This window comes from Psychrobacter vallis (genome assembly GCF_904846715.1).
In the GTDB taxonomy this organism is placed as follows: domain Bacteria; phylum Pseudomonadota; class Gammaproteobacteria; order Pseudomonadales; family Moraxellaceae; genus Psychrobacter; species Psychrobacter vallis.
In genome coordinates this window covers 40,214-62,834 of the sequence record NZ_CAJHBU010000014.1, presented here as the reverse complement: position 1 = coordinate 62,834, position 22,621 = coordinate 40,214, and the positions used below count along the sequence as shown (strand labels likewise).

Below are 22,621 nucleotides of genomic sequence, written 5' to 3'. Positions count from 1 at the left end.
GTCAATGTAAATGTATTCTCATTATGAGGTATCACAGGCGCACGCTCACGTAGTGAATTGGCATTAGTATATTCGTTTTTGACATGATAATGACAGTTTTTGCTGAAAAGCGGAATAGTAAATTTATAAAAATAGATAATTGTTTGCTAATGACTTTATATGATAGTATCAGTTTTAAAATAGGCAGTTTAGGATAAGACCATGGCAGCTTATATCACCGTGGGTGCAAAGACCACTCATGGCGGCAAGGTCATTACAGGTTCACCGCATACCACGCACAACGGCGTTCAAGTCGCTCGCATGGGCGATAAGGTGATATGTAAAAAATGCAAAAAGGTCACCACCATTCTAACAGGAGATGCTTCTTTTATCGTAGATGGCGCACCAATCGCACGGGCAGGAGATGTGACCAGCTGCGGTGCTAAATTGATCGCAGTTCAGCAATCTTTTTGTGAGTCAGATTTTGAAGTGATGGGTATTGAGCAATCGGAAAGTATTAAAGAAGCAGCTCAGGATTATGCTAATAAGGTCATGAGTAGATACAATACCGCTTTTCAGTTTTTAGACGATGATGATATGCCTTATGTCAACTTCAATTACACTGCCAAAAATAAGCAGAGTGGCCAGACCTATCAAGGTGTTACAGATGAAGAGGGCTGGACGGAGCGTTTTTATTCTGACACCGATGATGAAATTGAAGTCAAACTAGATTTAGAGTGGCAACAAGGTTTGGGAGCGTTCGAATGAGCAATAGCACTAGCGGCAATATGAAAGGCGGAGATAGCTCTACCAAGATTACGCCAAGACCTTTTATATCGCGGCAACATCCTTTAAATAACCCAAAAGATCCCTTTACCGCAGCGAAAGTGAATAAAGAGCTTGTGAATAGATTGGCTCTTAAGACATTTCCTACTCAAGGGGCATCTTCTCTGTGTGGACCTGCCACTCTTTTTTATTGCTTACTTATCGATCATCCTAAATTATATAAACAGGCGGTAGCAGAACTTTGGAGAGATGGTAAGACAACGATCAATGATTTGAAAATTGAGCCAAGTGCACGGACAAAAAACCCTAAAGATTTATTCAAGAAGAAAGAGGAATTAAGAATCTTAGCTATTGACTGGATGACCTTGGCAAGCCTACGAGACTCAACTAATAATATTATGACTTATAGTTCACCGTTCGACCAAGCAGCAGGAATTACTTTGCCAGTAGATATGATCGATTGGTTTAAAAAAGCTGGCTATCGACACGTTGAAACATTCGTTTTAGATAGACCAACAAACATCATAAAAATAAACAGCTATCAGAGTAACCCTAATTATCATGTTATTTCTTTGGTAAACTCTGGGTTTATTTCAGGGCAAAACTTACCTACTGTTAATCTCCCTAACCATTGGGTAATGTGGACTGACCAGCTACGCAATAGTGACGGCATCCCTATAAGGACTGACATAAAATCCTCTGATACTGTCAAGCTAAAATTATTTACATGGGGAGAAATAGCCAGACCTATAAAATTGAACTTGAGTTTCGCAGAATTTCAAAAATACCATTTTCAAGCGATTGTGATTGGAAAATAAAATGATAAAAAAATATATAATATTTGTGTCAAGCTTGTTAGTAATAGGATGCAGCGATCCTGTGAAAGTATCGCCTGATAGATTGCCTGATGCTTACCTAAATCAGCCTTATGAGACGAATATAGATATTTCAGGCGGTGTGGTGGTTGGAGTTGGTTTTTACTCTGAAGTGTCTGATGCTAATTTTATAATTATTCCAAGTATTGCAGAGGGAGGCTATAAAGATTATAACCTTTTGACCGTTACTGGCACACCTACAACATCAAATCCTATCTATATTTATATTGCAGGAGATACATATGGAACCAATTTCCCTGGTAAACAATTTGAAAAAAAATATACGATTGAAGTGATGCCCAGTAAATAAATGGACATCATATGATGAATAGGAATTTAATGCTTCCATTTATTTCCTTGCTAGTAATAGGATGCAGCGATCCTGTGAAAGTATCACCTAATAGATTGCCTGACGCTTACCTTAATCAGCCTTATGAGGCAAATATAGAAATAATAAATTCAGCGGTTGATGACATAACCTTTCATTGAACCTCTTCAGATGCTAATTTTAAGATTACTCCTAAAATTAGAGAAAGTGGTCGAGACGACTATAATAACCTGACAATTAATGGTCTGCCTACTACGCTCGATCCTATAAGCGTTTATATATCAGAAAACACCTACGGCACGAATTTTACTGGGAAACAATTTGAAAAAAGTACAATATCGAGGTGAAAGTGACAAAATAGTGTAGATCTTGGCCAAAAAATAAACACTATTTAACCACTACCAACTGTTTACGCAAACTCACTCAGCATCTTAGTAATACGTGCATCTTTTTGTTGCCAAATGTCCTCTAACCAATCAAACATCATCTTTTTGGTGGCTTCATCACGGTCATAACCGCCATCCATAATCGCCGCAAATAACGCATCGGGTATCTCCAAACGTGTCACATCGACGCCCAAACGGCGAATATTGCCTTTCCATAAATCATCATAGTCAGGCGTGCCATCGGGATATACGATAGTGACGTCTAAGATCGAGTCTAGTTGCTCGCCCAGCGCATTGATCGCTAATGACAAACCGCCAGCTCGTGGTTTTAATAAATGCTGATAAGGTGATCCTTGCTTGTCGTGTTTTTCTGCAGTAAAACGCGTCCCTTCTAAATAGTTGAGTAGGGCAAAAGGTTTGTTTTTTAATTGACGACACGCGCGCTTAGCCTCAATTAAATTTTTATTTTTAAGTTCTGAGTTCTTCGCCATCGCTTTGGGAGAAAAGCGCTTAATCATTGGGAAGTCTAAGAAGTAAAAGGCTTGGCCGATAACGGGAATATAAATCAAATTAAACTTAGTAAAGAACCGCGTTAAAGGCAACCTGTCTTGGCTTATGTATTGCACAATACTGGTATCGACCCAAGACTGATGGTTACTGACCAGCAGATATTGCTTGTCTTCGCTAAGGTCTTCAGGAAGGTTGATGCGCCAGTCTTTATGGGGTAGCGCATGGTCAATCACGGCATTATTACTATTAATCCAGTATTTGGTAATCTCAACCAAGGCATCGTCAGCGAGCTTTGATCCGGTCAATACTTTAGCAGCGCCCAAAGTCCAGATGGGTAGACCAACGGCCATACTATTGGCAGTGAGGACACCAGCGCCTGTCAAAAAAGAGGCGGCTTTGCCTACTGAAGGCAATTTATCATGAAGCTTTTCGTAGAGTGAATTGATTTTTTTTATAGAGCGCATAACAGATATCCATATTGATGAAGGCGACAACATCATTCATTGTTTAACGTAAAAAATGGGTCAATGACGTGCAGGTTTTGAAGATAAGCCATAAAGTGACTCAATGTTATACGATAAAACGTAAAAAGTAATCTCTGATTTTTTGAAAATATTACTTTTTATGTCTTATTTAAATCAGATGGGCAATACCAAATGCAAAAAAGAAGCGGTGATTTTAATGTCAGCGCTTCTTTTTTCTTAAAACTGTTGATTGCTCGGTGTTTGTCTACAACTGCGTATGCAAACCACATTCACGGCTTTCTTCTACTTTAGTTGGATCAAAGTAATCAAACTCATTTGGCAAGTTGTGCTCTTCAAGATAAATATCCAAATCAGCATCTGTTTTTTCGAACAACGGCGCTACTTTTAAGACACCATCTTTTGACAAACTAAGCACGTCAAGACCTTGGCGGAACTCTGTTTGATCTTTGCGAATCGCATTAAACCAAACGTCAGGCTTTAATTCATCTAAGGCACGGCGGAATGGCTCAAGTTTTACCTGATCAGTGAACGCATCGTGCTGTGGATTGTCGATACCTGGGATACCGTTCATGGTCGAATCACGATGCGCAGCCGTTTGCTTAGGAATGTACGTGACAACGTTTAAGTTCAAATCACGGATGACCTTATTGGCAAACTGATAGGTGGCATCAGTGTTATAGCCTGAATCAACCCACAATACGGTAATGTCAGGACGTTGCTTGGCGACCAAATGCAATATCGCTGACTCGTAAGGGCGGAAATTGGTGGTGATAATTGGGTTTTTTGCTTGAGTCAATGCCCACGCGACGATTTCTTCTGGCGACTTGCCTTGTAGTTCTTGGTTGGCTTGATCGATATCTAGATTTGGGTGTAATTGGCTCATAATATATTCCTTAATAATGGTTCATATAAAAGGTAGTAAGAATAAAAGTTTTATAAAAATTGGTTCATAGCAATACGTACTAAACGTTTGAGAACATTGGTAACGCTGAGGCATCTCGACCATCGTAACTGCTGGCAAGCGCGTTAAAGGCTTGACTGATATCGGAGATAGAATGCATATCATGCTCACTGAGCACAAAGCTATCGACACCCACACGCAACAGGTAGGCAATTTGATCACGACCAAACTTGCCTGCCATGCGAATCTCACCCTGATAGCCGATTTGACGTAGCGTTTGGGCATAACTAAAGCCGCGACCATCAGTAAAGGTGGGGACATGAATGACGATTAAGTCTTGCTGTAATAAAAACTCAGGCAAGCCAGCCAACACATCGGTATCGCTATCAGATGTCACCCAAACGCCGATACGGCTGGCATGTTGGCTAACCAGTTCACGTACTTGTTGTAATAGCCCGCCAGCTATTTTTCCTTCATTCTCGAGCAAATCAGCAAACGGCAAAACAATCTCAAGCTTTTCTTGTTTTTGCAGCAGCTCAAGTAATGATATATGGGTTAGGGCAATGCCATCGGGCACCTCATTGGTGCTCAGGGCCAACCATGTGTCGTCTTGACTGATATCGATACCATCGCTGTTTAATACATGATGATTACCCATAGACCTTCTCCTTAAATGGGGCGATACCAACACGATCGACCAAATCACCAAAGCGCTCTACGTCGTTATCGTTACTCACACGCTGCTCTAAATAGACGTCTAATATTTTTTGTAGGGTAACAGCTACGTCATCAGCTGGTACGGCTTTGCCCAATATCTTACCGATTTTTGCATCGTTACTGGAGTTGCCACCAAGGCTGATTTGATACCAATGCTCACCCTTTTTATCGACACCAAGGATACCGATATCACCTGTATGGTGATGCGCACAGGCGTTCATGCAGCCTGACATATTGAGGCGAATCTCACCCAAGTCATAAAGATAGTCGAGATCATCAAACTGTTTTTCGATTTGCTCAGCGATATTATGAGTGGTGGCATTGGCCAGTGAGCAATAGTCCCAACCTGGGCAAACAATCATGTCTGTTAGCGTATTGATGTTGGCGCGGGCCAAGTGTAGATCAGACAGCTGTTGCCACAACTCGTACAAATGATTAGCTTGCACGTCAGCAAATACCAAGTTCTGCTGATAAGTACCGCGAAGCTCTCCAAAACTGTATTTATCAGCAAGATCAGCTAAGGCATCCATTTGTGATTCGCTAACATCACCTGAAGGCACGTAGCGACCATCCACCAAGCCCGCTTTTAAGGAAATCACCACCGCACGATAGCCAGCGATTTTATGCGCCACAGTGTTTTGGTTATACCAATTGGCAAAGTCTTTATCTGCATTGAGTTGCTGTTGCAATTCAGACTGCGTTTGTAGTGCGTCAAAGGCTACATAATCAGGTTCAGTGAAAAAGCTACTGGCAGTCGCAAAATTGGCATCGGTTAAGGTAAGCGCGCCGTCTTTGGTATGCGCTTGCCATTCGGCATCGACCAATTTAGCAAAGGCGGGGCCACCCATGCTTTCGACCAATATCTTGATACGGGCTTTATATTTATTATCGCGGCGACCGTGTAGATTATAAACGCGTAGAATCGCATCCAAATAGCTTAGCAGATGCTGACGCGGCAAGAACTCATTAATCACCTTACCAATCACTGGTGTACGACCCAGTCCGCCACCAACCAACACTTCAAAACCAAGCTCGCCTTCGTCATTGGTTTTTACGTGCAGTCCGACATCATGTACTTGTGTCGCAGCGCGGTCATTGGCAGTACCAACGACAGCAATCTTAAATTTACGTGGCAAAAAAGCAAATTCAGGATGGAAGGTTGACCACTGGCGAATAATCTCGCAATAGGGGCGTGGATCGGCAATTTCTTCTTGATGAATACCCGCATAAGGATCGGTCGTAGTATTACGAATACAGTTGCCTGACGTCTGAATCGCATGCATCTGTACGGTGGCCAGCTCCGCTAAAATATCTGGCACTTCTTCGAGTTTTGGCCAATTCAGCTGAATGTTGGTACGCGTGGTAAAGTGCCCGTAGCCTTTGTCATATTTGCGGGTAATTTCTGCCAACTTGCGCAATTGGTAACTGGCAAGTAACCCATAAGGAATAGCAATGCGCAACATTGGCGCATAACGTTGAATATAAAGACCGTTTTGCAGGCGTAGCGGTAAAAACTGTTCTTCTGGCAATTCACCTGCCAAAAACCGTTCGGTTTGGTCGCGAAATTGCGCAACTCGTTCCTCTACCAAGGTTTGGTCAGCGTAATTATATTGATACATGACGTAATCTCAATTTTGTTTTTTGGCTTAAAGGCAGCGACGAAAATGATTTGCGTGTGTAATAGGTTTTATTGCCAATCGCATTATGAATAATTCAGTTTACCATCATATAAGCTTGGCGCTTGAAACATAAATTCCTTTCAGACATATCCATATCCAAACACAGCATAAATTTTCATAACGAAAGTTAGGTAGCCTATGCTTATCGAATGTAATCCATAAATTCAAAAAATTGTTCTGACGCTATTTAATCATTCATTTACCAGTTATTCATCAATTTTTTTTCTTATCATCATCCTTTGAGGTTTTAAAATCAATATGACATCTACCACTAATAATCAAGCATCATCAAAACTCGTACCTCCGCACGGTAGCTCAACGCTTAAGCCTCTGTTGTTAAATGGTGAGGCTCGTGATCAAGCATTGACACTTGCCAGCACATTGCCGACCATTACTCTAAGCTCTCGTGAGCGTGGTGATTTGATCATGTTTGGTATTGGCGGTTTTACGCCGTTGAATGGTTTTATGAATCAAGCCGACTGGCAAGGCGTGGTAGATAACATGCGCTTGCAAAGTGGTGAAAATGCTGGCTTGTTTTGGCCAATTCCTATTACCTTGTCAGCGCCCAAAGCCACTGCCGACAGTTTGACTCAAGGTGACAAAGTGGCCTTGGTCGCACAAGATGGCGAAATCATGGGCATCTTAACGGTAGAAGAGACGTATACGATTGATAAAGCACATGAGTGCCAACAAGTATTTACCACGACCGATCCAGAGCATCCGGGCGTTCAGCAAGTACTGAATCAAGAAGCGGTCAATGTCGCTGGTAGTGTTGAAGTATTGAGTGAAGGCGAGTTCCCAGCGCTATATCCAGAAATCTACAAAACGCCCGCCGAAACGCGCGAGATTTTGGATGCCAAAGGCTGGAAAACGGTCGCGGCCTTTCAAACTCGTAACCCGATGCATCGCTCGCACGAATATTTGGCCAAGATTGCCATCGAGATTTGTGATGGCGTATTGATACATTCATTACTAGGCGCATTAAAGCCGGGCGATATTCCAGCAGAAGTACGCCAAGAAGCGATCAAAACCCTGATTGATAACTACTTTAGAAAAGACACAGTGATTCAAGCGGGTTACCCATTAGATATGCGTTACGCTGGACCACGCGAAGCATTATTGCATGCAGTCTTTCGCCAAAACTATGGCTGTAGCCATTTGATTGTTGGTCGTGACCATGCAGGTGTTGGCGATTATTATGGCGCATTTGACGCGCAGACCATTTTTGAACAGGTCGGCAAAGATGATCTGATTACCCAACCTTTAAAAATTGGCTGGACGTTTTGGTGTAATGCTTGTAATGCCATGGCCTCTGATAAAACCTGTCCGCATGATGCCTCTGAACACGTCAAGGTTTCTGGTACGAAACTGCGTAAAGCGCTATCAGAAGATGAAGACGTACCAGAGAACTTTAGCCGTCCAGAAGTGTTAGAGATTTTACGTGCCTATTATGCTGGTATCGCTTTTGATGAGCGTGCTGAGGTCAAACTAACGGGTGCTTCTGCTGTATAAGAGCCTGCCAAGTAGCTAAGTATAATAGCTAAGCATTAAGAACATTGAGCAGTAAAAAAATAATTAGAAAAAAGGGATTAGGCTTATCGTCTGATCCCTTTTTTTGTGAAAAATTCAGAATTGAGAACGCGCCTCAATGTAAGCCTATAGTTGAAATACTTTAAAGTCGCTACATTACTGCTGGTGTAAATTTTTCTTGCTTGCTGTGCCTTCGCAGACAGAGGCTGCAAAAAATTTACACTAGCAGTACGTGTGATATCGATACTACTTTTCACCGACTATATATAACACACTGACTTATGCCAAGTTAAACACTCGATAAGCGGATTCATCATTAAGACTTTGTCACACAAACTGCTAGCATGGTTCTCATCATCCATAGAGCCGCACCCAAGGCGTTATCGGTTTTATATTTTTATCGATATGTTGAAAAAATGGTTCTATTTACTTTATTGAGAACACCTATGCAACTCATGAGCAGAAAAATGACAAAAACAGGCAAAAAATCTCTATCTCATCAGGTCAATGAAGCGAGTGGCCAAATTATGGATGGCAATAAAGGCAGACAAACGCGCATGCTCAGCATGGGCAGTATATTCGCCGTTGCTTTGTTTACGACTGGCTGTAGCTCCAATGAGGATGCATCAACGGCAGCAGGCGAGCAGCAAAATATCGACCTATTAAATGTCTCTTATGATGTGTCACGTGACTTTTATAAAGAATACAACGTTCTGTTTAGTGATGGCTATCAAAAAGCAAATCCAGATAGCAAAATAAATATCAATCAATCACACGGTGGCTCAAGCAAACAAGCGCTGTCTGTTGCCAGTGGTTTGCAAGCAGATGTGGTGACTTTCAACCAAGAAAGTGATATGGATTTGCTGGTTGAAAAAGGGTTGGTGGCTGATAACTGGCGACAAGCACTGCCAAATAATGCTGTGCCTTATACCAGTACTATGGTGCTATTGGTGCGAGATGGCAATCCAAAAAATATCAAAGATTGGTCAGACTTAGCACGTAATGACATCAAGGTGGTCATGCCAAACCCTAAAACCAGTGGCACAGCGCGCTATGCATTTTTGGGTGCTTATGGTTCAGGGCTGCACCGTTTTAAAGAAGACAGCAATCAAAACCCCGTCCAAACCAATGCCTTTATCCAAAAACTGCTGGCCAATGTCGTGACTTACGACAATGGCGCGCGGGCAGCGACGACCAGCTTTACCCAACGCGGCCTAGGTGACGTGCTGATTACTACCGAAAACGAAGCGCACTTGGTCGCGAAGAAATTTGCCAAAGGGCAAGTCGATATCGTTTATCCGAGCTATTCTATTTTGATTGATAATCCCGTTGCGGTCGTGACGGCAGTCACTGATAAAAGCGGCAAAACGGCAGCCGCAACGGCTTATTTACAAGGCTTATGGGAGGCACCTGCACAAGAATTACTGGCGCAGATGTATATGCGCCCTAGTAATGAGCAAATTCTCGCTGCCCACCAAGATACCTTTCCTGCCATCAATACCTTTGAGCCTGTGACAGTCTTTGGTGCTTGGGCGCAGATTATGGAGACATTCTTTGTCGATGGTGGACGTTTTGATCAGCTGGCACGAGTAGAGTAGCTACTGGTTATTCCATTTTGGCAATAACATACGCATATTCATCATTAAACATAATAAGATGACGCTGTTAGCATACTTACATTACTCAACAGATACCTTCGAGGGACTCATGACATACGCCACGCGTTATCAACAAAAAAGCAAAACACTTAACGTCTTGAGCATTGCTGGCGTTGCATTGACCTTGGGACTTGCTGGCTGTAGCAACAATGAACAGGCAGAGGCGGGTGCAGATAGTACGGCAGCAGGTCAGAATATTGAGCTACTAAACGTTTCTTATGATGTATCCCGTGACTTTTATAAAGACTACAATCCGCTATTTGTTGAGCACTACAAAGCTGAAAATCCAGACAGCGAGATTCTTATCAAGCAGTCACATGGCGGCTCAAGTAAGCAAGCACTATCGATTGCTAGTGGTCTGCAAGCAGATGTTGCGACCATGAACCAAGGCTCTGACATTGAGCTGCTTGAGAAAAAAGGCTTGGTTGAGTCCGATTGGGCAAACAAATTCCCTGATAATGCCGTGCCATTTACCAGTACTATCGTATTTTTGGTGCGTAAGGGCAATCCAAAAGGCATCAATGATTGGCAAGATCTGACCAAAGAAGGCGTGGAAATTGTCATGGCCAATCCAAAAGTCACGGGTAATGGTCGTTATGCCTTCTTGGGTGCTTACGGTTATGGTTTAAACGCTTTTAACAATGAAGAAGCCGCTACAAAAAACTATGTCAGAGATATGCTTAAAAACGTCAAGGTTTATGAGAATGGCGGACGTGCCGCCACGACAACTTTCGTGCAGCGCGGTATCGGTGATGTTTTAGTGACTTTTGAAAACGAAGCCAATTTGGCAGTCAATGATTTTGGTGCCGGTAAAGTAGACATCGTTTATCCAAAATATTCTATCAAGTCAGAAAGCCCAGTGGCGGTTGTGAAATCAGTGACTGACAAAAAAGGCACCACCGAGGCCGCAACAGCCTATCTTGATTACTTGTGGAGTGAGCCTGCTCAGCAATTGGCAGCTGATTTGTACTTGCGCCCTAGCGTAAAAACCGTGCTGGACAAAAACAGTGACAAATTGCCACCACTTGACACCTTCCGCCCGAATGATGTTTTTGGGACATGGGATGAAATCATGAGTACTTATTTCAGCGATGGCGGAGTGTTCGATCAGCTGGCTATTAATGCGCCGCAATAATAATTATGAAAGCGCAGTGACCGCACTAATAAACGCCCGGCAGTTAGTATAGGCATTAAGTCATAAAAAAACCCATAAAGGACATGGCGTTCTACGCTATGTCCTTTATGACATAACCGTTTGTAAATCAGTCCTTTATACAATAGACGGACCAATCATAAACTTGATACAACATGGTCTTACGATTAGTACCATGAGATAGGCAATAGGACATTACTATGAGTGCATCTTCTTCTTCTGCCAGCAAACCCCTTGCTAAAAAAGGGTGGCTGACACGTTTGCGTCAACGCAATGTGTTACCGGGGTTCGGTCTGAGCATGGGCATTACTGTCTTTAGTTTATCGTTATTGGTGGTATTACCGTTTGCCATGATGGCTTATACCACCACGCAAATGGGCTGGACTGGGTTTTGGGAAACCATTACTCAGCCACAGGTCACCGCTGCGATCAAGCTCAGTTTATGGATGTCATTTTTAGCAATGCTCACCAATATGGTATTCGGTACGCTGGTGGCATGGGTGCTCGTACGTTATGAGTTTTGGGGCAAGTCGTTGATCAATGCTTTAGTTGATCTGCCATTTGCTTTGCCAACGGCAGTCACTGGTATCTCGCTTGCCACTCTTTATGCCCCTAACGGTCTCATTGGGCAATGGTTCGCCAAGTTTGATATTCAGGTCGCTTTTACGCCGATAGGTATTTGGTTGGCCTTGGTTGTGGTGAGCTTTCCTTTTATTGTTCGTGCTGTCCAGCCTGTTTTAGCGGAGCTATCGGTTGAGTTTGAAGAAGCCTCAGCAGTACTGGGCGCCAATCGCTTAACGACGTTTCGCAAGGTTATCCTGCCAGAGCTGCTACCGGCTTTATTGATGGGCGCGGGGATGATGTTTGCACGTGCCACAGGCGAGTACGGTTCGGTGATTTTTATTGCGGGCAATATTCCGATGCAGTCTGAGATTTTACCGCTGATTATCATCAGTAAGCTTGAGCAATTCGATGTGCAAGGTGCGTCTGCTGTGGCCTTATTTATGCTACTGATCTCATTTGTCATTTTATTGACCATCAATATCGTACAGTGGAAGCTGTCGCGCCGTGTAGGAGCTCGCTAATATGCAAATCTCCAATAGCTACGACTACCAAAGCAATCCAGCAACCAAAGACACGCCATGGATACGCCGCACTTTTATCGTTATCGCTGTGCTATTTATGGTTATCATGTTGGTCGTTCCATTGCTGGCCGTGTTTTATGAAGCATTCAAAGGTGGCTGGCAGCTGTATATCGCATCGCTGGTTGATCCTGAAGCGCTACAAGCGATCAGACTTACCTTAATTACAGCGGCCATTGTTTTGCCCATCAACATGGTAATGGGTGTTGCGATTGCATGGTTGGTCACGCGTTATCAGTTCAAAGGCAAACAGTTGGTCACTACGTTGCTTGATTTACCCTTTTCGGTGTCGCCCGTTGTGGCAGGTTTGATGTTTGTATTGTTATTCGGCCTCAATTCTACCATTGGTGGCTGGCTTGAGAGCATGGGCTTCCAAGTTATTTACGCAGTACCGGGTATTATTTTGGCAACATTATTTGTCACTTTCCCATTTGTGGCACGTGAGCTGATACCGCTGATGCAGACTCAAGGCGACTCTGAGGAGCAAGCGGCATTGACTTTGGGCGCTACCGGTTGGCAGACTTTTTGGCATGTGACATTGCCAAATATCAAATGGGCGCTGCTTTATGGTTTGATTTTGACCAATGCACGAGCGATGGGTGAGTTTGGTGCTGTCAGTGTGGTGTCAGGTCACATTCGCGGGGAGACCAATACCATGCCACTATTGGTTGAGATTGCTTATAACGATTATAACTTTACCGCCGCTTTTGCCTTATCGAGCTTGCTCGCGGCGCTGGCACTGGTGACACTGCTTATTCAGCAAGTCATGACCAAGCTACAAGAGCGTAAGTTTGCCAAGTCTGAGCGGCTGGTAAGTGCGCCTGAGCTGCCAGTGAGCGCCAACGCGACTGTTCCAAAAAGTCAAGATAATCCTTAAACCATACTTTTGGATGCGTGGTCTTACGTAAGCCATAGATAGCCGAATATTTTATAAATGAGTCGTTGCTTGGACAATCGCCACGACACGTCAAAAGATATAATAAGAGAACCCATTATGAGCATCGAGATTCGCAACGTTAATAAAAAATTTGGTCAATTCACCGCCTTAGATGATATCAACATCACCGTGCCGACTGGCAAATTGACTACGTTGTTGGGGCCATCAGGCTGCGGTAAAACCACGTTGCTGCGTATTATCGCGGGTTTAGAATATGCTGACTCTGGGCAAATATTATTCGATGAGTTGGACGTAACCAATACGCCTGTACAAAAACGCCATATTGGCTTTATGTTTCAGCACTACGCCCTGTTTCGTCATAAAAACATCGCTGACAATGTCGCGTTTGGCTTGACCTTATTGCCAAAAAATGAGCGTCCAAGCAAGGCCGATATCAATAAACGCGTTGCTGAGCTATTAGATTTAGTACAGTTACCGCACATTGCCAATGCTTATCCGCATCAGTTATCGGGTGGTCAACGTCAGCGCATTGCGTTGGCTCGAGCCTTAGCGGTGAAGCCAAAATTATTGTTACTCGATGAGCCGTTTGGGGCATTGGATGCCAAAGTGCGTAAAGAGCTACGTACTTGGCTAAAAAACATTCATCATGAGCTGGGCATTACCAGTATTATGGTGACGCATGATCAAGAAGAAGCCCGTGCGGTGTCTGATGAGATTGTGGTCATGAACCAAGGACGAGTAGAGCAGGTAGGAACGTCAGAGGAGTTGATACACCAGCCCGCTAATGCGTTTATCAGCGATTTCTTAGATTTGGTATAATGATTGTTAGTACAGTAGCCATATGAGCAAGTACAAAAAAGACCTATTAACGATAGGTCTTTTTTGTGCGTCTAGGCATATTTCGACACCAATAACATTTAGATGTTGAAATACTTAAGCAGGCTTTGGCATATTAATATCTTTGGTGAGTACTTGCTTATAAGTGATATCTAAAATCTCTTGGCACCATTCTGGCAGGTTATCAGCAACTTCGTACCACATCCACGTGCCATCACGAACACAGCGTAAGATACCCAGTTTCTTTAAATGATTCAAATGACGCGATATGGTTGGTTGTGGTTGATCGAGTATCTCTACCAGCTCACCCACACAGCGCGCTTCTTTTTTGAACAGAATTTGAAATATTTTTAAGCGTGTCGGATCGGATAAAACTTTAAATAACTCGATAGGTTGTATCGTAAAATTATTATCAGACATAGAATAATTCCAATGGGGCTTCATTAATAGGCGTTCAATATACCAGCAGTAATAGACAAAATCGATTAAAAAATGAGCTAATTTACAGTTCGTCGTGAATTTACTACCTTTGATATAATCCGGTTACATGGATGCTTATATTTACTTACATTAATTAAGTGCGTGTAATATAACGATATTTTATACAAAATTAATCGGCAAATACTATTGCAAATGATAATAGTTATCGTTATTATACACAAAGTAATTAACATGATGTTGCGTCATGAGGCAAAGCAAGCCGTTCATCTAAGACTTGCCTTATCGACACTTTATATTCATAAGCAGAAAAAATAGTGGTATTTAGAGGAGCAGTCCATGTACGTATGTATCTGTAACGACGTAAAAGAAAAGCAAATCAAGGCCGCCATTGCTGCAGGCATTGATACCCTTGACGGTCTAAAAGATACTCTCGACGTTGCGACTTGCTGTGGCTGCTGTGAACCCATGGTCAATGATTATTTAGATGAGCATTACGCCAACTTAGATATCTTGGCCTATGCCGTTTAGCATAATGGGCTAAGGTACTCTCTATCTTTAATGACTCAAATAATTACGCATCTATCTGCGTATAACTGCTTTATAAAATCGCTGACGGCCATGCGAGCTAATTATGATTCTCAATTAGCATCTTATTCTTAGTTCATAATATTACAAGCTCTACAGAACCCATATGTTACTATATCTTTGTAACGTTATAGGACGTTTTGTTGATTCTGATTTTTACGGATCAGTTCACCAATAATGCTTTTATTATATAAATTATTGTGAATATACTTGGGCATGTCCTCAATCTGAACAAGAATGAGAACACGCCCTAATATCCGTAAAATATAAATAGGGGAGTATGGGTTATGATAGGTAGCCAAAAAGTCATTGATTATTTGAATTTCTTGTTAGGTGGTGAGCTTGCGGCTCGTGACCAGTATTTTATTCACTCAGAAATGTATGCTGAGTGGCATTATGGCAAGTTGTATGAGCGTATTCATCATGAGATGGCAGATGAGACCTTGCACGCCCAAGCGATTATCCGCCGTATTCTCATGCTGAGTGGCACGCCAAAAATGACTGTCGATGCCATTAATATTGGCAGCACTGTTCCTGAAATGCTGCAACTTGATTTGGATTTAGAGTATCAAGTACAGCAGCATCTAAAAGACGGTATTGCGCTTTGTGAAGCAGAACGCGATTACGTCACACGTGAGATGCTGGTTGAACAGCTCAAAGACACCGAAGAAGATCACGCACATTGGCTCGAACAACAGTTACGCCTTATTAACATGATAGGCTTGCCCAATTATTTACAAAGTCAAATGGCTGAAGTCACTCCCAATCTTGTTTAATATCCTTGTAGATATTAAGATCGACGACAATATTTATTTTGAATAGCAAACAGAAAAGGAGAGAGACAATGAAAGGAAATAAAGAGGTCATTCGCGCTTTAAATAAAGTGCTTGGACAGTCACTAATTGCCATTAATCAGTATTTTTTACATGCGCGTATTGCCCGTCATTGGGGATTAGAAGCGCTTAATGACTCGTTGTACAAACAGTCTATCGCCGAGATGAAGTGGTCAGATGAGCTGATTGCGCGTATCTTGTTATTGGGTGGTCTGCCAAACTTACAAGAATTGGGTAAAGTGCTGGTAGGTGAAGACGTACCAGAAATGATTGACTGTAATTTGCGATTAGAAAAACAAAAATTTGCTATTATTACGGACGCTATCACCTTATGTGAGACGCAGGCTGACTATGTCTCTCGTCAACTACTGGTTACTTTAAAAGACGGCAATGAAGAGTATCAAGATTGGTTAGAGACGCAGGAAGACTTGATTGAAAGTATTGGAGTGGAACGATATATCCAATCGAAAATTAATGACGACGATACGCCTTAAGTCATTTCTGCGTACGGAATGAGCAGCTCAGCCGTTCAAACTTGCCAGCGTGTGTTTGATAAATATCAATTACCCGCTGGCTTTTTTGTGTCTAATATAAACCACGGCCATCTTCAGGCTTTAGGCGCAAAAAGTACAATCCTGAAAGAATGGTTAAAACCCCCATTATCCAATAAGTGATATGGAATGCCATTAAGGTGTCCATTTCAAACTGCTCACGTAAGATATTGAGTACCGCTGCACCAAAAGCGATACCAAAGCTAATAGCCAGCTGTTGATTGACTGCCATCAAGCTGTTGCCGCTACTGGTCTGCGCGCCTTCTAAATCACCGATAGTAATTGTGTTCATTGCACTAAACTGCATGGAGTTACAGGCGCCCATCACCGTCAGAATAGGTATAAACCAAAGCCATTGTGAGGCATCATTGAACTGCGTCAAGACAAGGATAAGCGATCCCATAAATAAGGTATTGTAGACCAGAACTTTGCGGTAGCTAAAGCGTTGAATGATTTTACTGACAAATGGCTTAACCCCAATGGCGCCCACCGCAATGGGCGCAAGTAGCCAGCCAGCTTGCGAAGGTGAATACTCAAATACCACTTGTAATAATAGCGGCAATAAAAATGGCACGGCGCTGATACCGAGGCGCGTGAATAGATTGCCAGTAATACCAACACGAAAGGTGCGAATATCAAACAAACTCAGGGGAAATAACGGCATAGCTCGCCGCTTGGCATGCCAGACGTAAGCACCAATCAATATACTCGCGCCCAAACCCAGCAATAACCCATAAAATCCACGACCTGTCTGCGACCCAAATTCAACGGCCATAGTAAATCCACAAGCCGCTGCCGCAAACAACAAAAAACCCATCCAATCGAGACGTCTGGTATCCTCAAATAAAGCGGGTACGAGCTTTTTGCCCAAGATAAAGCCGACCAACCCCATTGGTATATTAATCAAAAATATCCAATGCCAGCTGGTGTATTGTACGATGTAACCACCCAAAACAGGCCCTACCAGCGGTGCAACCAATGCGGGAATAACCGCAAAATTCATCACCGTCAATAGCTTATTGCGTGGATAAGACTTGACCAATATTAAACGGGCAACGGGGGTCATCATGGCACCGCCAATACCTTGAATGATGCGCGAACCAATCAAAAAATCTAACGTAGGGGAGGCGGCGCATAGTAGCGAGCCAATACAGAAGATGATGATTGCTGATAAAAACACTCGACGAGTGCCATATTTATCGGCTAAAAACCCACTAATAGGAATAAAAATAGCCAAGGTCAACGCATAACTGATCACCGCCCACTGCATCTTTAAGGGCGACTCACCCAGCGCTTGTGCCATTTGCGGTAATGACGTATTTAAAATGGTGGCATCTAGGATCTGCATGAATAGCGCTACCGCTAGGACATAGGGCAGGTATTTTTCTTGTGTTGGGGTTAGCGTTACCATCTCAATCTCATTAGATATGGCATCGTAAATAAAATAAATAGTACATTTACGATCCAATCGTTATATAAGCGGACTAGTATAAGAAAGACTGAATCATAATAAAAGTGACGCAAGGTAACAACTCTGGAACAATGTTATAAAACCACAAGCAAATAGACAATCACACTGATTACAAGAGAGGACTTTAATGTAGGGGTTGGTTCTCGCTATAGTGGACTTTCGCTAACGGCTTAAGAAAAAAACATAGGTAAATAACGTTAGCAGAAGTATTAATAACACCAAAAACACCAACTGAGGATATGTTATGAGTCAGGACAATACTAAATCTAGCAACCATGCCGATGGCCAAAATGATAAATATGTACCACCAAAGGTTTGGGTGCAGGACAAAGACAACGGTGGTAAGTTTGCTAGCATTAATCGCCCGACAGCTGGTGCGCGTCATGATAAAACACTATCAGTAGGAGATGCTCCGCTACAGCTGTATTCGCTCAATACACCAAATGGTGTCAAGGTCAATATGCTGCTAGAAGAATTGGCAGAGCTTGTTATCAAAGGCGCTGAATACGATGCTTACAAAATCGATATCTCGGCAGGCGATCAGTTTGGTTCGGGGTTTGTGGCTATCAATCCTAACTCAAAGATTCCAGCGTTGGTCGATCATTCTAATAAAGAAGGGGGCGAGCCTATTGCTGTCTTTGAATCCGGTGCAATCTTGATGTATTTAGCAGAAAAGTTTGGTAAATTCATTCCTTTAGAGGCTGGCAAAGCTCGGGCCGACTGTCTGTCTTGGGTCATGTGGCAAATGGGCAGCGCGCCCTTTTTAGGCGGCGGTTTTGGACATTTTTACGCGTATGCACCTGAACCACTTGAGTATCCAATCAACCGCTATACAATGGAAACCAAACGACAGCTTGATGTGCTGGATACTCATCTCAAAAACAGTGAGTACATGTGTGGCGATAAGGAAGAAGATTATAATATTGCTGACATGATTATTTGGGCGTGGTACGGGCAGCTGGTACTTGGCAAGCTCTACGATGCCGCAGAGTTTCTACAAGTAGAGGACTATAAACATGTAAAACGTTGGGCGCAGAAAATTGCCGAACGTCCTGCCATTAAACGTGCTGTAGACTTGTCGTTACAACCAATGGGCTAATTTTTCAATGGATAACAGGCATTTATAGTAGCAATAAGGCTGATAAGCGATTCGTTTATCAGCTTTTTTATTGACTTTATTGTTTGTATATACTCATATATGATTATACCTAATAGCAACATACTTTGATTTTTTTACATAAAAATACATTAGTATAACAGATAGAAACATTGGTACGTTAAGATAGCGGTGCACTACTCCTAATGGACTGGTGTTTATACTTCTTCTATTGATGAGTAACGATTATGAAGAATGATAGTAGTAAGCTGATGACCCTAGCACTAAGGGCAAGCGCTGGCGACCTAAATTTTTCTAACCCTGCTGTTAGTACCAGTCAGGAGCGTCAATGCAGAGATGTTTCTAGTTACTCAGAATCGTATTACAGCACGTATTCAAACATCAATATTAAAAAAATAAAAAAGACGCTATTATTAATGATAAAAAATAAAATACTACTACCTATATCCATATGTGCGGTTATAAGCACCGCTTTCTTTAGCACAGCAAGTATGGCAAGCACGGGGATTGAATTTACCAGTCAAGACTGGCAGGTCGTCTGTGACAATACTCGTACTTGCCGGCTAGCTGGCTACCAAGCAGAAAACAATAGCGAATTTCCTATATCGGTATTGCTGGTACGTCGCGCTGGCGTAAACGCTGTTGTCGATGGCAAAGTAAAGCTTGGCGGTGCCAAAGAAAGTTCATCCAAGGCTTTAATGCAACTGGGCAATCGTCACCGTATCTCTTTGTTTATTAACGATAGAAATTATGGCGAGATCAAACCTTTTTCAGCCGCAGCGGGGAGTGCTGATTTGACCGCTACGCAAGTAAGCGCTCTATTAGAAGCTCTGACTAAATCCAGCAAGATCGAACTGGTACTGCGTAACTCGCGCTGGCAGCTTTCTGACAAAGGCGCGAGTGCCGTTATGCTCAAGGCCGACGATGCTCAAGGCCGAGTAGGAACATCAAGCGCCTTTATTCATAATGATGCCGCGACCAAGCCTAATAGTAGAGTACTGTCGCCTAAATCTATGCCAACCCTGCGCTTTGTAGCGCCTAACCCGAAAGCCGTTTCCAATACCAACAAGAAGTTTGGTATGCGAGCCTCACAGTTGGCAACACTAATGAAAGATACGATAAAAGAGGTCGATATTGACTGCCCAAATCTGTCAGATAAATCGCCATGGCGTGTCAGCCGCCTAAATAGCTCGCAGCTGCTAGTACAGCATGATTGTTGGACAGGCGCTTACAACACAGGCATAGGTATGTGGGTCATTAATGATAGCAAGCCTTATAAGCCGAAGCTGGTCACAACTGATGCTACTGGCTACGATAAAGGTAAAATAACCTCAGTTCTCAAAGGGCGCGGTATTGGTGACTGTTTAAGTAAGGTCGATTGGGTATGGACTGGTAGCGGCTTTGAAAAAAGTCACGAAAGCACCACTGGACTGTGTCGACTGATTGAAGCAGGCGGGGCATGGCAGCTACCCACTTATGTCACTGACGTTAAAATAATGTCATAGCGGCTAACGCAATCAACGAATTACTTGTTGCATGACTGATTTAAGCGGGTCATGATTGATAATATCGAACGAATTTCTACAATAATTTAAAAAATAGGTACAGATAATTTTTTAATGTGTTATACTGCGTCGCCACGTTAGCTTATGCTTTCGTGAATTATGAGATTGATAACATCGCCTGCGATTTTGGGTCTAGGATGACCATAAGTAATTGTTGCCGATGATTTTGTGTACTTAAATAACGCCTTATAAATATATCAGTTATTTTTGACTCATATCTTATCTGTTAGTCTATAAATTTGGACTAAATTGGTTGTTGTTTGCGGTTATTTGCTTTGGACAAAGCATCAATAATGCGCTTATATCGATCAAGGATGAGACACTCGGCACTACCACCAAAATACGTCAGACAGCACGAACGCATTTATTGTAGAGGCTCTAAGCTTAATTGGCTTGGCTTCTGATTATCGACACTTTTATGTGGTCCGATAGTTCTTTAATAAAGGCAGCGTGGTGAACGGTTATCAGTGGTATGCATCAAGCTTGCTGAATTTACAGCAGCTTATACTTACCAAGGATTCTTATGACTGACATCTTATCTGCAATCGCCGCTGAAAACGGCATCATCGAAAGCACCAACACACCAAACGCTACTCCAAGCACTGACACTCAAGCGGCTACTACTGACGCCACTGAAGAAAACAAAGTCACCTTTACTGATCTTGGTATTGCTAAGCCAATTCTTACTGCGCTTGATCGCAGTGGCTATACCAATCCAACACCTATTCAAGAACAAGCCATTCCTTTTGCTCTAGCCGGTCGTGACCTTTTATTGTCAGCGCAAACGGGTAGTGGTAAAACGGCGGCATTCGTCATCCCAGTACTTGATCGCTTAAGCCGTGCAACTAGCTTTGATAAACTAACCAAAGCCCTTATCCTAACGCCAACGCGTGAGCTTGCTCAGCAAGTACATGACAGTGTCCGTACTTACTCTAAAGACATGCGTGGTCTATTTTGTGTGCCATTAGTGGGCGGCGCGCCATACAATGGTCAGATCACTGCTTTGAAAAAAGGCGTTCAAGTGATTGTTGCAACGCCTGGTCGTCTACTTGACCATATCAATGCAGGCCGTGTTGACCTATCAAACCTAGAAGTGTTGGTACTTGATGAAGCTGACCGTATGCTAGACATGGGTTTTGCTGACGATATCAGCGACATCCTACGCGCAGCACCGACTGATCGTCAAACGATTATGTGTTCAGCAACTTGGGATGGTCCAGTAGGTAAAATCGCTGCTAGCTTCACCAAGAACCCTGAGCGTGTATCGATCAAAGTAGAATCTGCACACATCGAAGAAAAAGTGTATTACTGTGATGATTTTGATCACAAAAACAGATTGCTTGACAAAATCGTTTGCCAGCAAGATATGGAACAGATCATTATCTTTGCTGCTACCAAACGCAGTACTGAAAAACTGGCCAAACAGCTACAAGAAGCCGGTCATAAAGCCAGCTTCCTACATGGTGATTTGCCACAAAGCAAGCGTAACCGCATCGTTCAGGACTTGCGTAATGGCAAAGTTAAAATCCTAGTAGCAACGGATGTTGCCGCTCGTGGTTTAGACATACCAGCCATCTCGCACGTCATTAACTATGACTTACCGCGTCAAACAGAAGATTACGTCCATCGTATCGGTCGTTGTGGTCGTGCTGGTCGTACTGGTATCGCTATCAGCTTATGTAGCATGGATGATCGTCCACAGCTAAACGCTATCAACCGTTATTTAGATCGCAAAATGGAAGTATGTATCATCGAAGGCATGGAGCCTAAGAAGACTTATGTACCTAGCGAAAACAAAGGTAATGGTCGTGGCCGTGGTCGTGGTCGCTCAAGTGGCGGCGGCAATGGTCAAGGCCGTGGTCGCTCAAGCGGTGGCTATCAAGGTAATCCCGCTAATGCTCGTGGTCGTTCAAGCGACAGCGCACCTACTGGTCAACGCGCCAGCAATGACAGCGGTTATCAAGGTAAGCCACGTGACGCGTCAGGCAAACCAAATGAGCGTTCAGGTGGCAAGCCGTATCAAGGCAAGCGTACTGGCGGCCCAAGCCGTGGCGATAGCACTGGCGTTCCACGTGGTGAGCGTGCAGCAACTGGTCGTGGTCGTCCAAGTGGCAGCCAAGGTCGTCCGGCAAGTCGTTCTGACAGCCGTGGTCAAGGTCGTCCGAACGGCGGCAACCGTGGTAATAATTCGTAA

At 43.1% G+C, this 22,621-nt stretch carries 21 protein-coding genes; 15 read left to right on the top strand and 6 right to left on the bottom strand.

What is annotated here, in order from left to right; genetic code table 11:
- Nucleotides 1–201: 201 nt before the first annotated feature.
- The 3 genes from JMY02_RS09705 to JMY02_RS09695 all read left to right on the top strand — a co-directional run bounded on the left by JMY02_RS09705 (nucleotide 202) and on the right by JMY02_RS09695 (nucleotide 1,950).
- Nucleotides 202–747 carry a PAAR domain-containing protein gene (locus JMY02_RS09705; RefSeq protein ID WP_201597603.1) on the top strand — a complete coding sequence of 182 codons (546 nt, stop codon included), beginning with the start codon at nucleotides 202–204 and terminating at the stop codon, nucleotides 745–747.
- A complete protein-coding gene (locus JMY02_RS09700; RefSeq protein ID WP_201597601.1) occupies nucleotides 744–1,583 on the top strand; it encodes a hypothetical protein in 840 nt (279 codons plus the stop codon). Before JMY02_RS09705 ends, JMY02_RS09700 begins: the two co-directional genes overlap by 4 nt.
- A 61-nt stretch (nucleotides 1,584–1,644) precedes the next feature.
- Nucleotides 1,645–1,950, top strand: a complete 306-nt coding sequence (locus JMY02_RS09695) for a hypothetical protein (RefSeq protein ID WP_021815344.1) — start codon at nucleotides 1,645–1,647, stop codon at nucleotides 1,948–1,950.
- A gap of 427 nt (nucleotides 1,951–2,377) precedes the next feature.
- Here the strand turns inward: JMY02_RS09695 and JMY02_RS09690 are convergent, their stop codons facing one another.
- The 4 genes from JMY02_RS09690 to JMY02_RS09675 form a co-directional block, all read right to left on the bottom strand.
- Nucleotides 2,378–3,328, bottom strand: a complete 951-nt coding sequence (locus tag JMY02_RS09690; protein ID WP_201597600.1) for an acetyltransferase — start codon at nucleotides 3,326–3,328, stop codon at nucleotides 2,378–2,380.
- Nucleotides 3,329–3,593: 265 nt separating this feature from the next.
- Complete coding sequence (locus JMY02_RS09685) at nucleotides 3,594–4,232, bottom strand: phosphoadenosine phosphosulfate reductase domain-containing protein (RefSeq protein ID WP_021815346.1); 639 nt, start codon at nucleotides 4,230–4,232, stop codon at nucleotides 3,594–3,596.
- A 79-nt stretch (nucleotides 4,233–4,311) separates the two neighbouring features.
- A complete protein-coding gene (locus JMY02_RS09680; protein WP_201597599.1) occupies nucleotides 4,312–4,908 on the bottom strand; it encodes a DUF934 domain-containing protein in 597 nt (198 codons plus the stop codon).
- Nucleotides 4,901–6,586, bottom strand: coding sequence for a nitrite/sulfite reductase (locus tag JMY02_RS09675; RefSeq protein ID WP_201597598.1), 1,686 nt, complete (start codon nucleotides 6,584–6,586; stop codon nucleotides 4,901–4,903). Before JMY02_RS09675 ends, JMY02_RS09680 begins: the two co-directional genes overlap by 8 nt.
- Nucleotides 6,587–6,904: 318 nt before the next feature.
- Between JMY02_RS09675 and sat the strand changes: the two genes are divergently transcribed.
- The 6 genes from sat (at nucleotide 6,905) to JMY02_RS09645 (ending at nucleotide 13,846) form a co-directional block, all read left to right on the top strand.
- Nucleotides 6,905–8,158 (top strand): sulfate adenylyltransferase, encoded by a 1,254-nt coding sequence (gene sat / locus JMY02_RS09670; RefSeq protein ID WP_201597597.1) that lies wholly within the window; start codon nucleotides 6,905–6,907, stop codon nucleotides 8,156–8,158.
- A gap of 485 nt (nucleotides 8,159–8,643) precedes the next feature.
- Nucleotides 8,644–9,774, top strand: coding sequence for a sulfate ABC transporter substrate-binding protein (locus tag JMY02_RS09665; RefSeq protein WP_406947754.1), 1,131 nt, complete (start codon nucleotides 8,644–8,646; stop codon nucleotides 9,772–9,774).
- A gap of 109 nt (nucleotides 9,775–9,883) precedes the next feature.
- Nucleotides 9,884–10,969: a sulfate ABC transporter substrate-binding protein gene (locus JMY02_RS09660; RefSeq protein ID WP_201597595.1), complete on the top strand. Its 1,086-nt coding sequence runs from the start codon at nucleotides 9,884–9,886 to the stop codon at nucleotides 10,967–10,969.
- Between the two features lie 218 nt (nucleotides 10,970–11,187).
- Nucleotides 11,188–12,072, top strand: coding sequence for a sulfate ABC transporter permease subunit CysT (cysT, locus tag JMY02_RS09655; protein ID WP_201597594.1), 885 nt, complete (start codon nucleotides 11,188–11,190; stop codon nucleotides 12,070–12,072).
- A gap of 1 nt (nucleotide 12,073) precedes the next feature.
- Nucleotides 12,074–13,006 carry a sulfate ABC transporter permease subunit CysW gene (gene cysW, locus JMY02_RS09650; protein ID WP_201597592.1) on the top strand — a complete coding sequence of 311 codons (933 nt, stop codon included), beginning with the start codon at nucleotides 12,074–12,076 and terminating at the stop codon, nucleotides 13,004–13,006.
- Nucleotides 13,007–13,123: 117 nt separating this feature from the next.
- Complete coding sequence (locus tag JMY02_RS09645) at nucleotides 13,124–13,846, top strand: sulfate/molybdate ABC transporter ATP-binding protein (RefSeq protein ID WP_201597590.1); 723 nt, start codon at nucleotides 13,124–13,126, stop codon at nucleotides 13,844–13,846.
- 114 nt (nucleotides 13,847–13,960) lie between these two features.
- Here JMY02_RS09645 and JMY02_RS09640 read toward each other — a convergent pair whose 3' ends face one another.
- Nucleotides 13,961–14,284, bottom strand: a complete 324-nt coding sequence (locus JMY02_RS09640) for an ArsR/SmtB family transcription factor (protein WP_201597588.1) — start codon at nucleotides 14,282–14,284, stop codon at nucleotides 13,961–13,963.
- A 357-nt stretch (nucleotides 14,285–14,641) separates the two neighbouring features.
- On the opposite strand from JMY02_RS09640, the gene JMY02_RS09635 reads away from it, so the two are divergent.
- The 3 genes from JMY02_RS09635 (at nucleotide 14,642) to bfr (JMY02_RS09625) (ending at nucleotide 16,217) form a co-directional block, all read left to right on the top strand.
- Nucleotides 14,642–14,833: a (2Fe-2S)-binding protein gene (locus tag JMY02_RS09635; RefSeq protein WP_201597586.1), complete on the top strand. Its 192-nt coding sequence runs from the start codon at nucleotides 14,642–14,644 to the stop codon at nucleotides 14,831–14,833.
- Nucleotides 14,834–15,177: 344 nt separating this feature from the next.
- Nucleotides 15,178–15,666, top strand: coding sequence for a bacterioferritin (gene bfr / locus JMY02_RS09630; protein WP_201597583.1), 489 nt, complete (start codon nucleotides 15,178–15,180; stop codon nucleotides 15,664–15,666).
- Between the two features lie 68 nt (nucleotides 15,667–15,734).
- A complete protein-coding gene (bfr, locus tag JMY02_RS09625) occupies nucleotides 15,735–16,217 on the top strand; it encodes a bacterioferritin (protein WP_021815358.1) in 483 nt (160 codons plus the stop codon).
- Nucleotides 16,218–16,308: 91 nt separating this feature from the next.
- Here bfr (JMY02_RS09625) and JMY02_RS09620 read toward each other — a convergent pair whose 3' ends face one another.
- On the bottom strand, nucleotides 16,309–17,685 hold the full coding sequence (locus JMY02_RS09620) for a DHA2 family efflux MFS transporter permease subunit (protein WP_201597574.1): 1,377 nt from the start codon (nucleotides 17,683–17,685) through the stop codon (nucleotides 16,309–16,311).
- Nucleotides 17,686–17,989: 304 nt separating this feature from the next.
- Here JMY02_RS09620 and yghU point away from each other — a divergent pair, with 304 nt between their 5' ends.
- The 3 genes from yghU to JMY02_RS09605 all read left to right on the top strand — a co-directional run bounded on the left by yghU (nucleotide 17,990) and on the right by JMY02_RS09605 (nucleotide 22,621).
- A complete protein-coding gene (yghU, locus tag JMY02_RS09615; RefSeq protein WP_201597566.1) occupies nucleotides 17,990–18,844 on the top strand; it encodes a glutathione-dependent disulfide-bond oxidoreductase in 855 nt (284 codons plus the stop codon).
- A gap of 509 nt (nucleotides 18,845–19,353) precedes the next feature.
- The gene (locus tag JMY02_RS09610; protein WP_227678469.1) at nucleotides 19,354–20,367 is read left to right on the top strand and encodes a DUF1176 domain-containing protein; all 1,014 of its coding nucleotides are present in this window, start codon (nucleotides 19,354–19,356) and stop codon (nucleotides 20,365–20,367) included.
- Between the two features lie 583 nt (nucleotides 20,368–20,950).
- On the top strand, nucleotides 20,951–22,621 hold the full coding sequence (locus tag JMY02_RS09605) for a DEAD/DEAH box helicase (protein ID WP_201597564.1): 1,671 nt from the start codon (nucleotides 20,951–20,953) through the stop codon (nucleotides 22,619–22,621).

Coding starts and splice junctions, on each gene's coding strand:
- JMY02_RS09635 (WP_201597586.1), top strand. CDS start 14,642: ATGTACGTATGTATCTGTAACGACGTAAAAGAAAAGCAAATCAAGGCC.
- JMY02_RS09620 (WP_201597574.1), bottom strand. CDS start 17,685: ATGGTAACGCTAACCCCAACACAAGAAAAATACCTGCCCTATGTCCTA.
- JMY02_RS09610 (WP_227678469.1), top strand. CDS start 19,354: ATGGCAAGCACGGGGATTGAATTTACCAGTCAAGACTGGCAGGTCGTC.
- JMY02_RS09605 (WP_201597564.1), top strand. CDS start 20,951: ATGACTGACATCTTATCTGCAATCGCCGCTGAAAACGGCATCATCGAA.
- cysW (WP_201597592.1), top strand. CDS start 12,074: ATGCAAATCTCCAATAGCTACGACTACCAAAGCAATCCAGCAACCAAA.
- bfr (WP_201597583.1), top strand. CDS start 15,178: ATGATAGGTAGCCAAAAAGTCATTGATTATTTGAATTTCTTGTTAGGT.
- JMY02_RS09690 (WP_201597600.1), bottom strand. CDS start 3,328: ATGCGCTCTATAAAAAAAATCAATTCACTCTACGAAAAGCTTCATGAT.
- JMY02_RS09640 (WP_201597588.1), bottom strand. CDS start 14,284: ATGTCTGATAATAATTTTACGATACAACCTATCGAGTTATTTAAAGTT.
- JMY02_RS09665 (WP_406947754.1), top strand. CDS start 8,644: ATGACAAAAACAGGCAAAAAATCTCTATCTCATCAGGTCAATGAAGCG.
- yghU (WP_201597566.1), top strand. CDS start 17,990: ATGAGTCAGGACAATACTAAATCTAGCAACCATGCCGATGGCCAAAAT.
- JMY02_RS09685 (WP_021815346.1), bottom strand. CDS start 4,232: ATGAGCCAATTACACCCAAATCTAGATATCGATCAAGCCAACCAAGAA.
- JMY02_RS09660 (WP_201597595.1), top strand. CDS start 9,884: ATGACATACGCCACGCGTTATCAACAAAAAAGCAAAACACTTAACGTC.
- JMY02_RS09705 (WP_201597603.1), top strand. CDS start 202: ATGGCAGCTTATATCACCGTGGGTGCAAAGACCACTCATGGCGGCAAG.
- JMY02_RS09675 (WP_201597598.1), bottom strand. CDS start 6,586: ATGTATCAATATAATTACGCTGACCAAACCTTGGTAGAGGAACGAGTT.
- JMY02_RS09700 (WP_201597601.1), top strand. CDS start 744: ATGAGCAATAGCACTAGCGGCAATATGAAAGGCGGAGATAGCTCTACC.
- sat (WP_201597597.1), top strand. CDS start 6,905: ATGACATCTACCACTAATAATCAAGCATCATCAAAACTCGTACCTCCG.
- bfr (WP_021815358.1), top strand. CDS start 15,735: ATGAAAGGAAATAAAGAGGTCATTCGCGCTTTAAATAAAGTGCTTGGA.
- JMY02_RS09645 (WP_201597590.1), top strand. CDS start 13,124: ATGAGCATCGAGATTCGCAACGTTAATAAAAAATTTGGTCAATTCACC.
- JMY02_RS09680 (WP_201597599.1), bottom strand. CDS start 4,908: ATGGGTAATCATCATGTATTAAACAGCGATGGTATCGATATCAGTCAA.
- cysT (WP_201597594.1), top strand. CDS start 11,188: ATGAGTGCATCTTCTTCTTCTGCCAGCAAACCCCTTGCTAAAAAAGGG.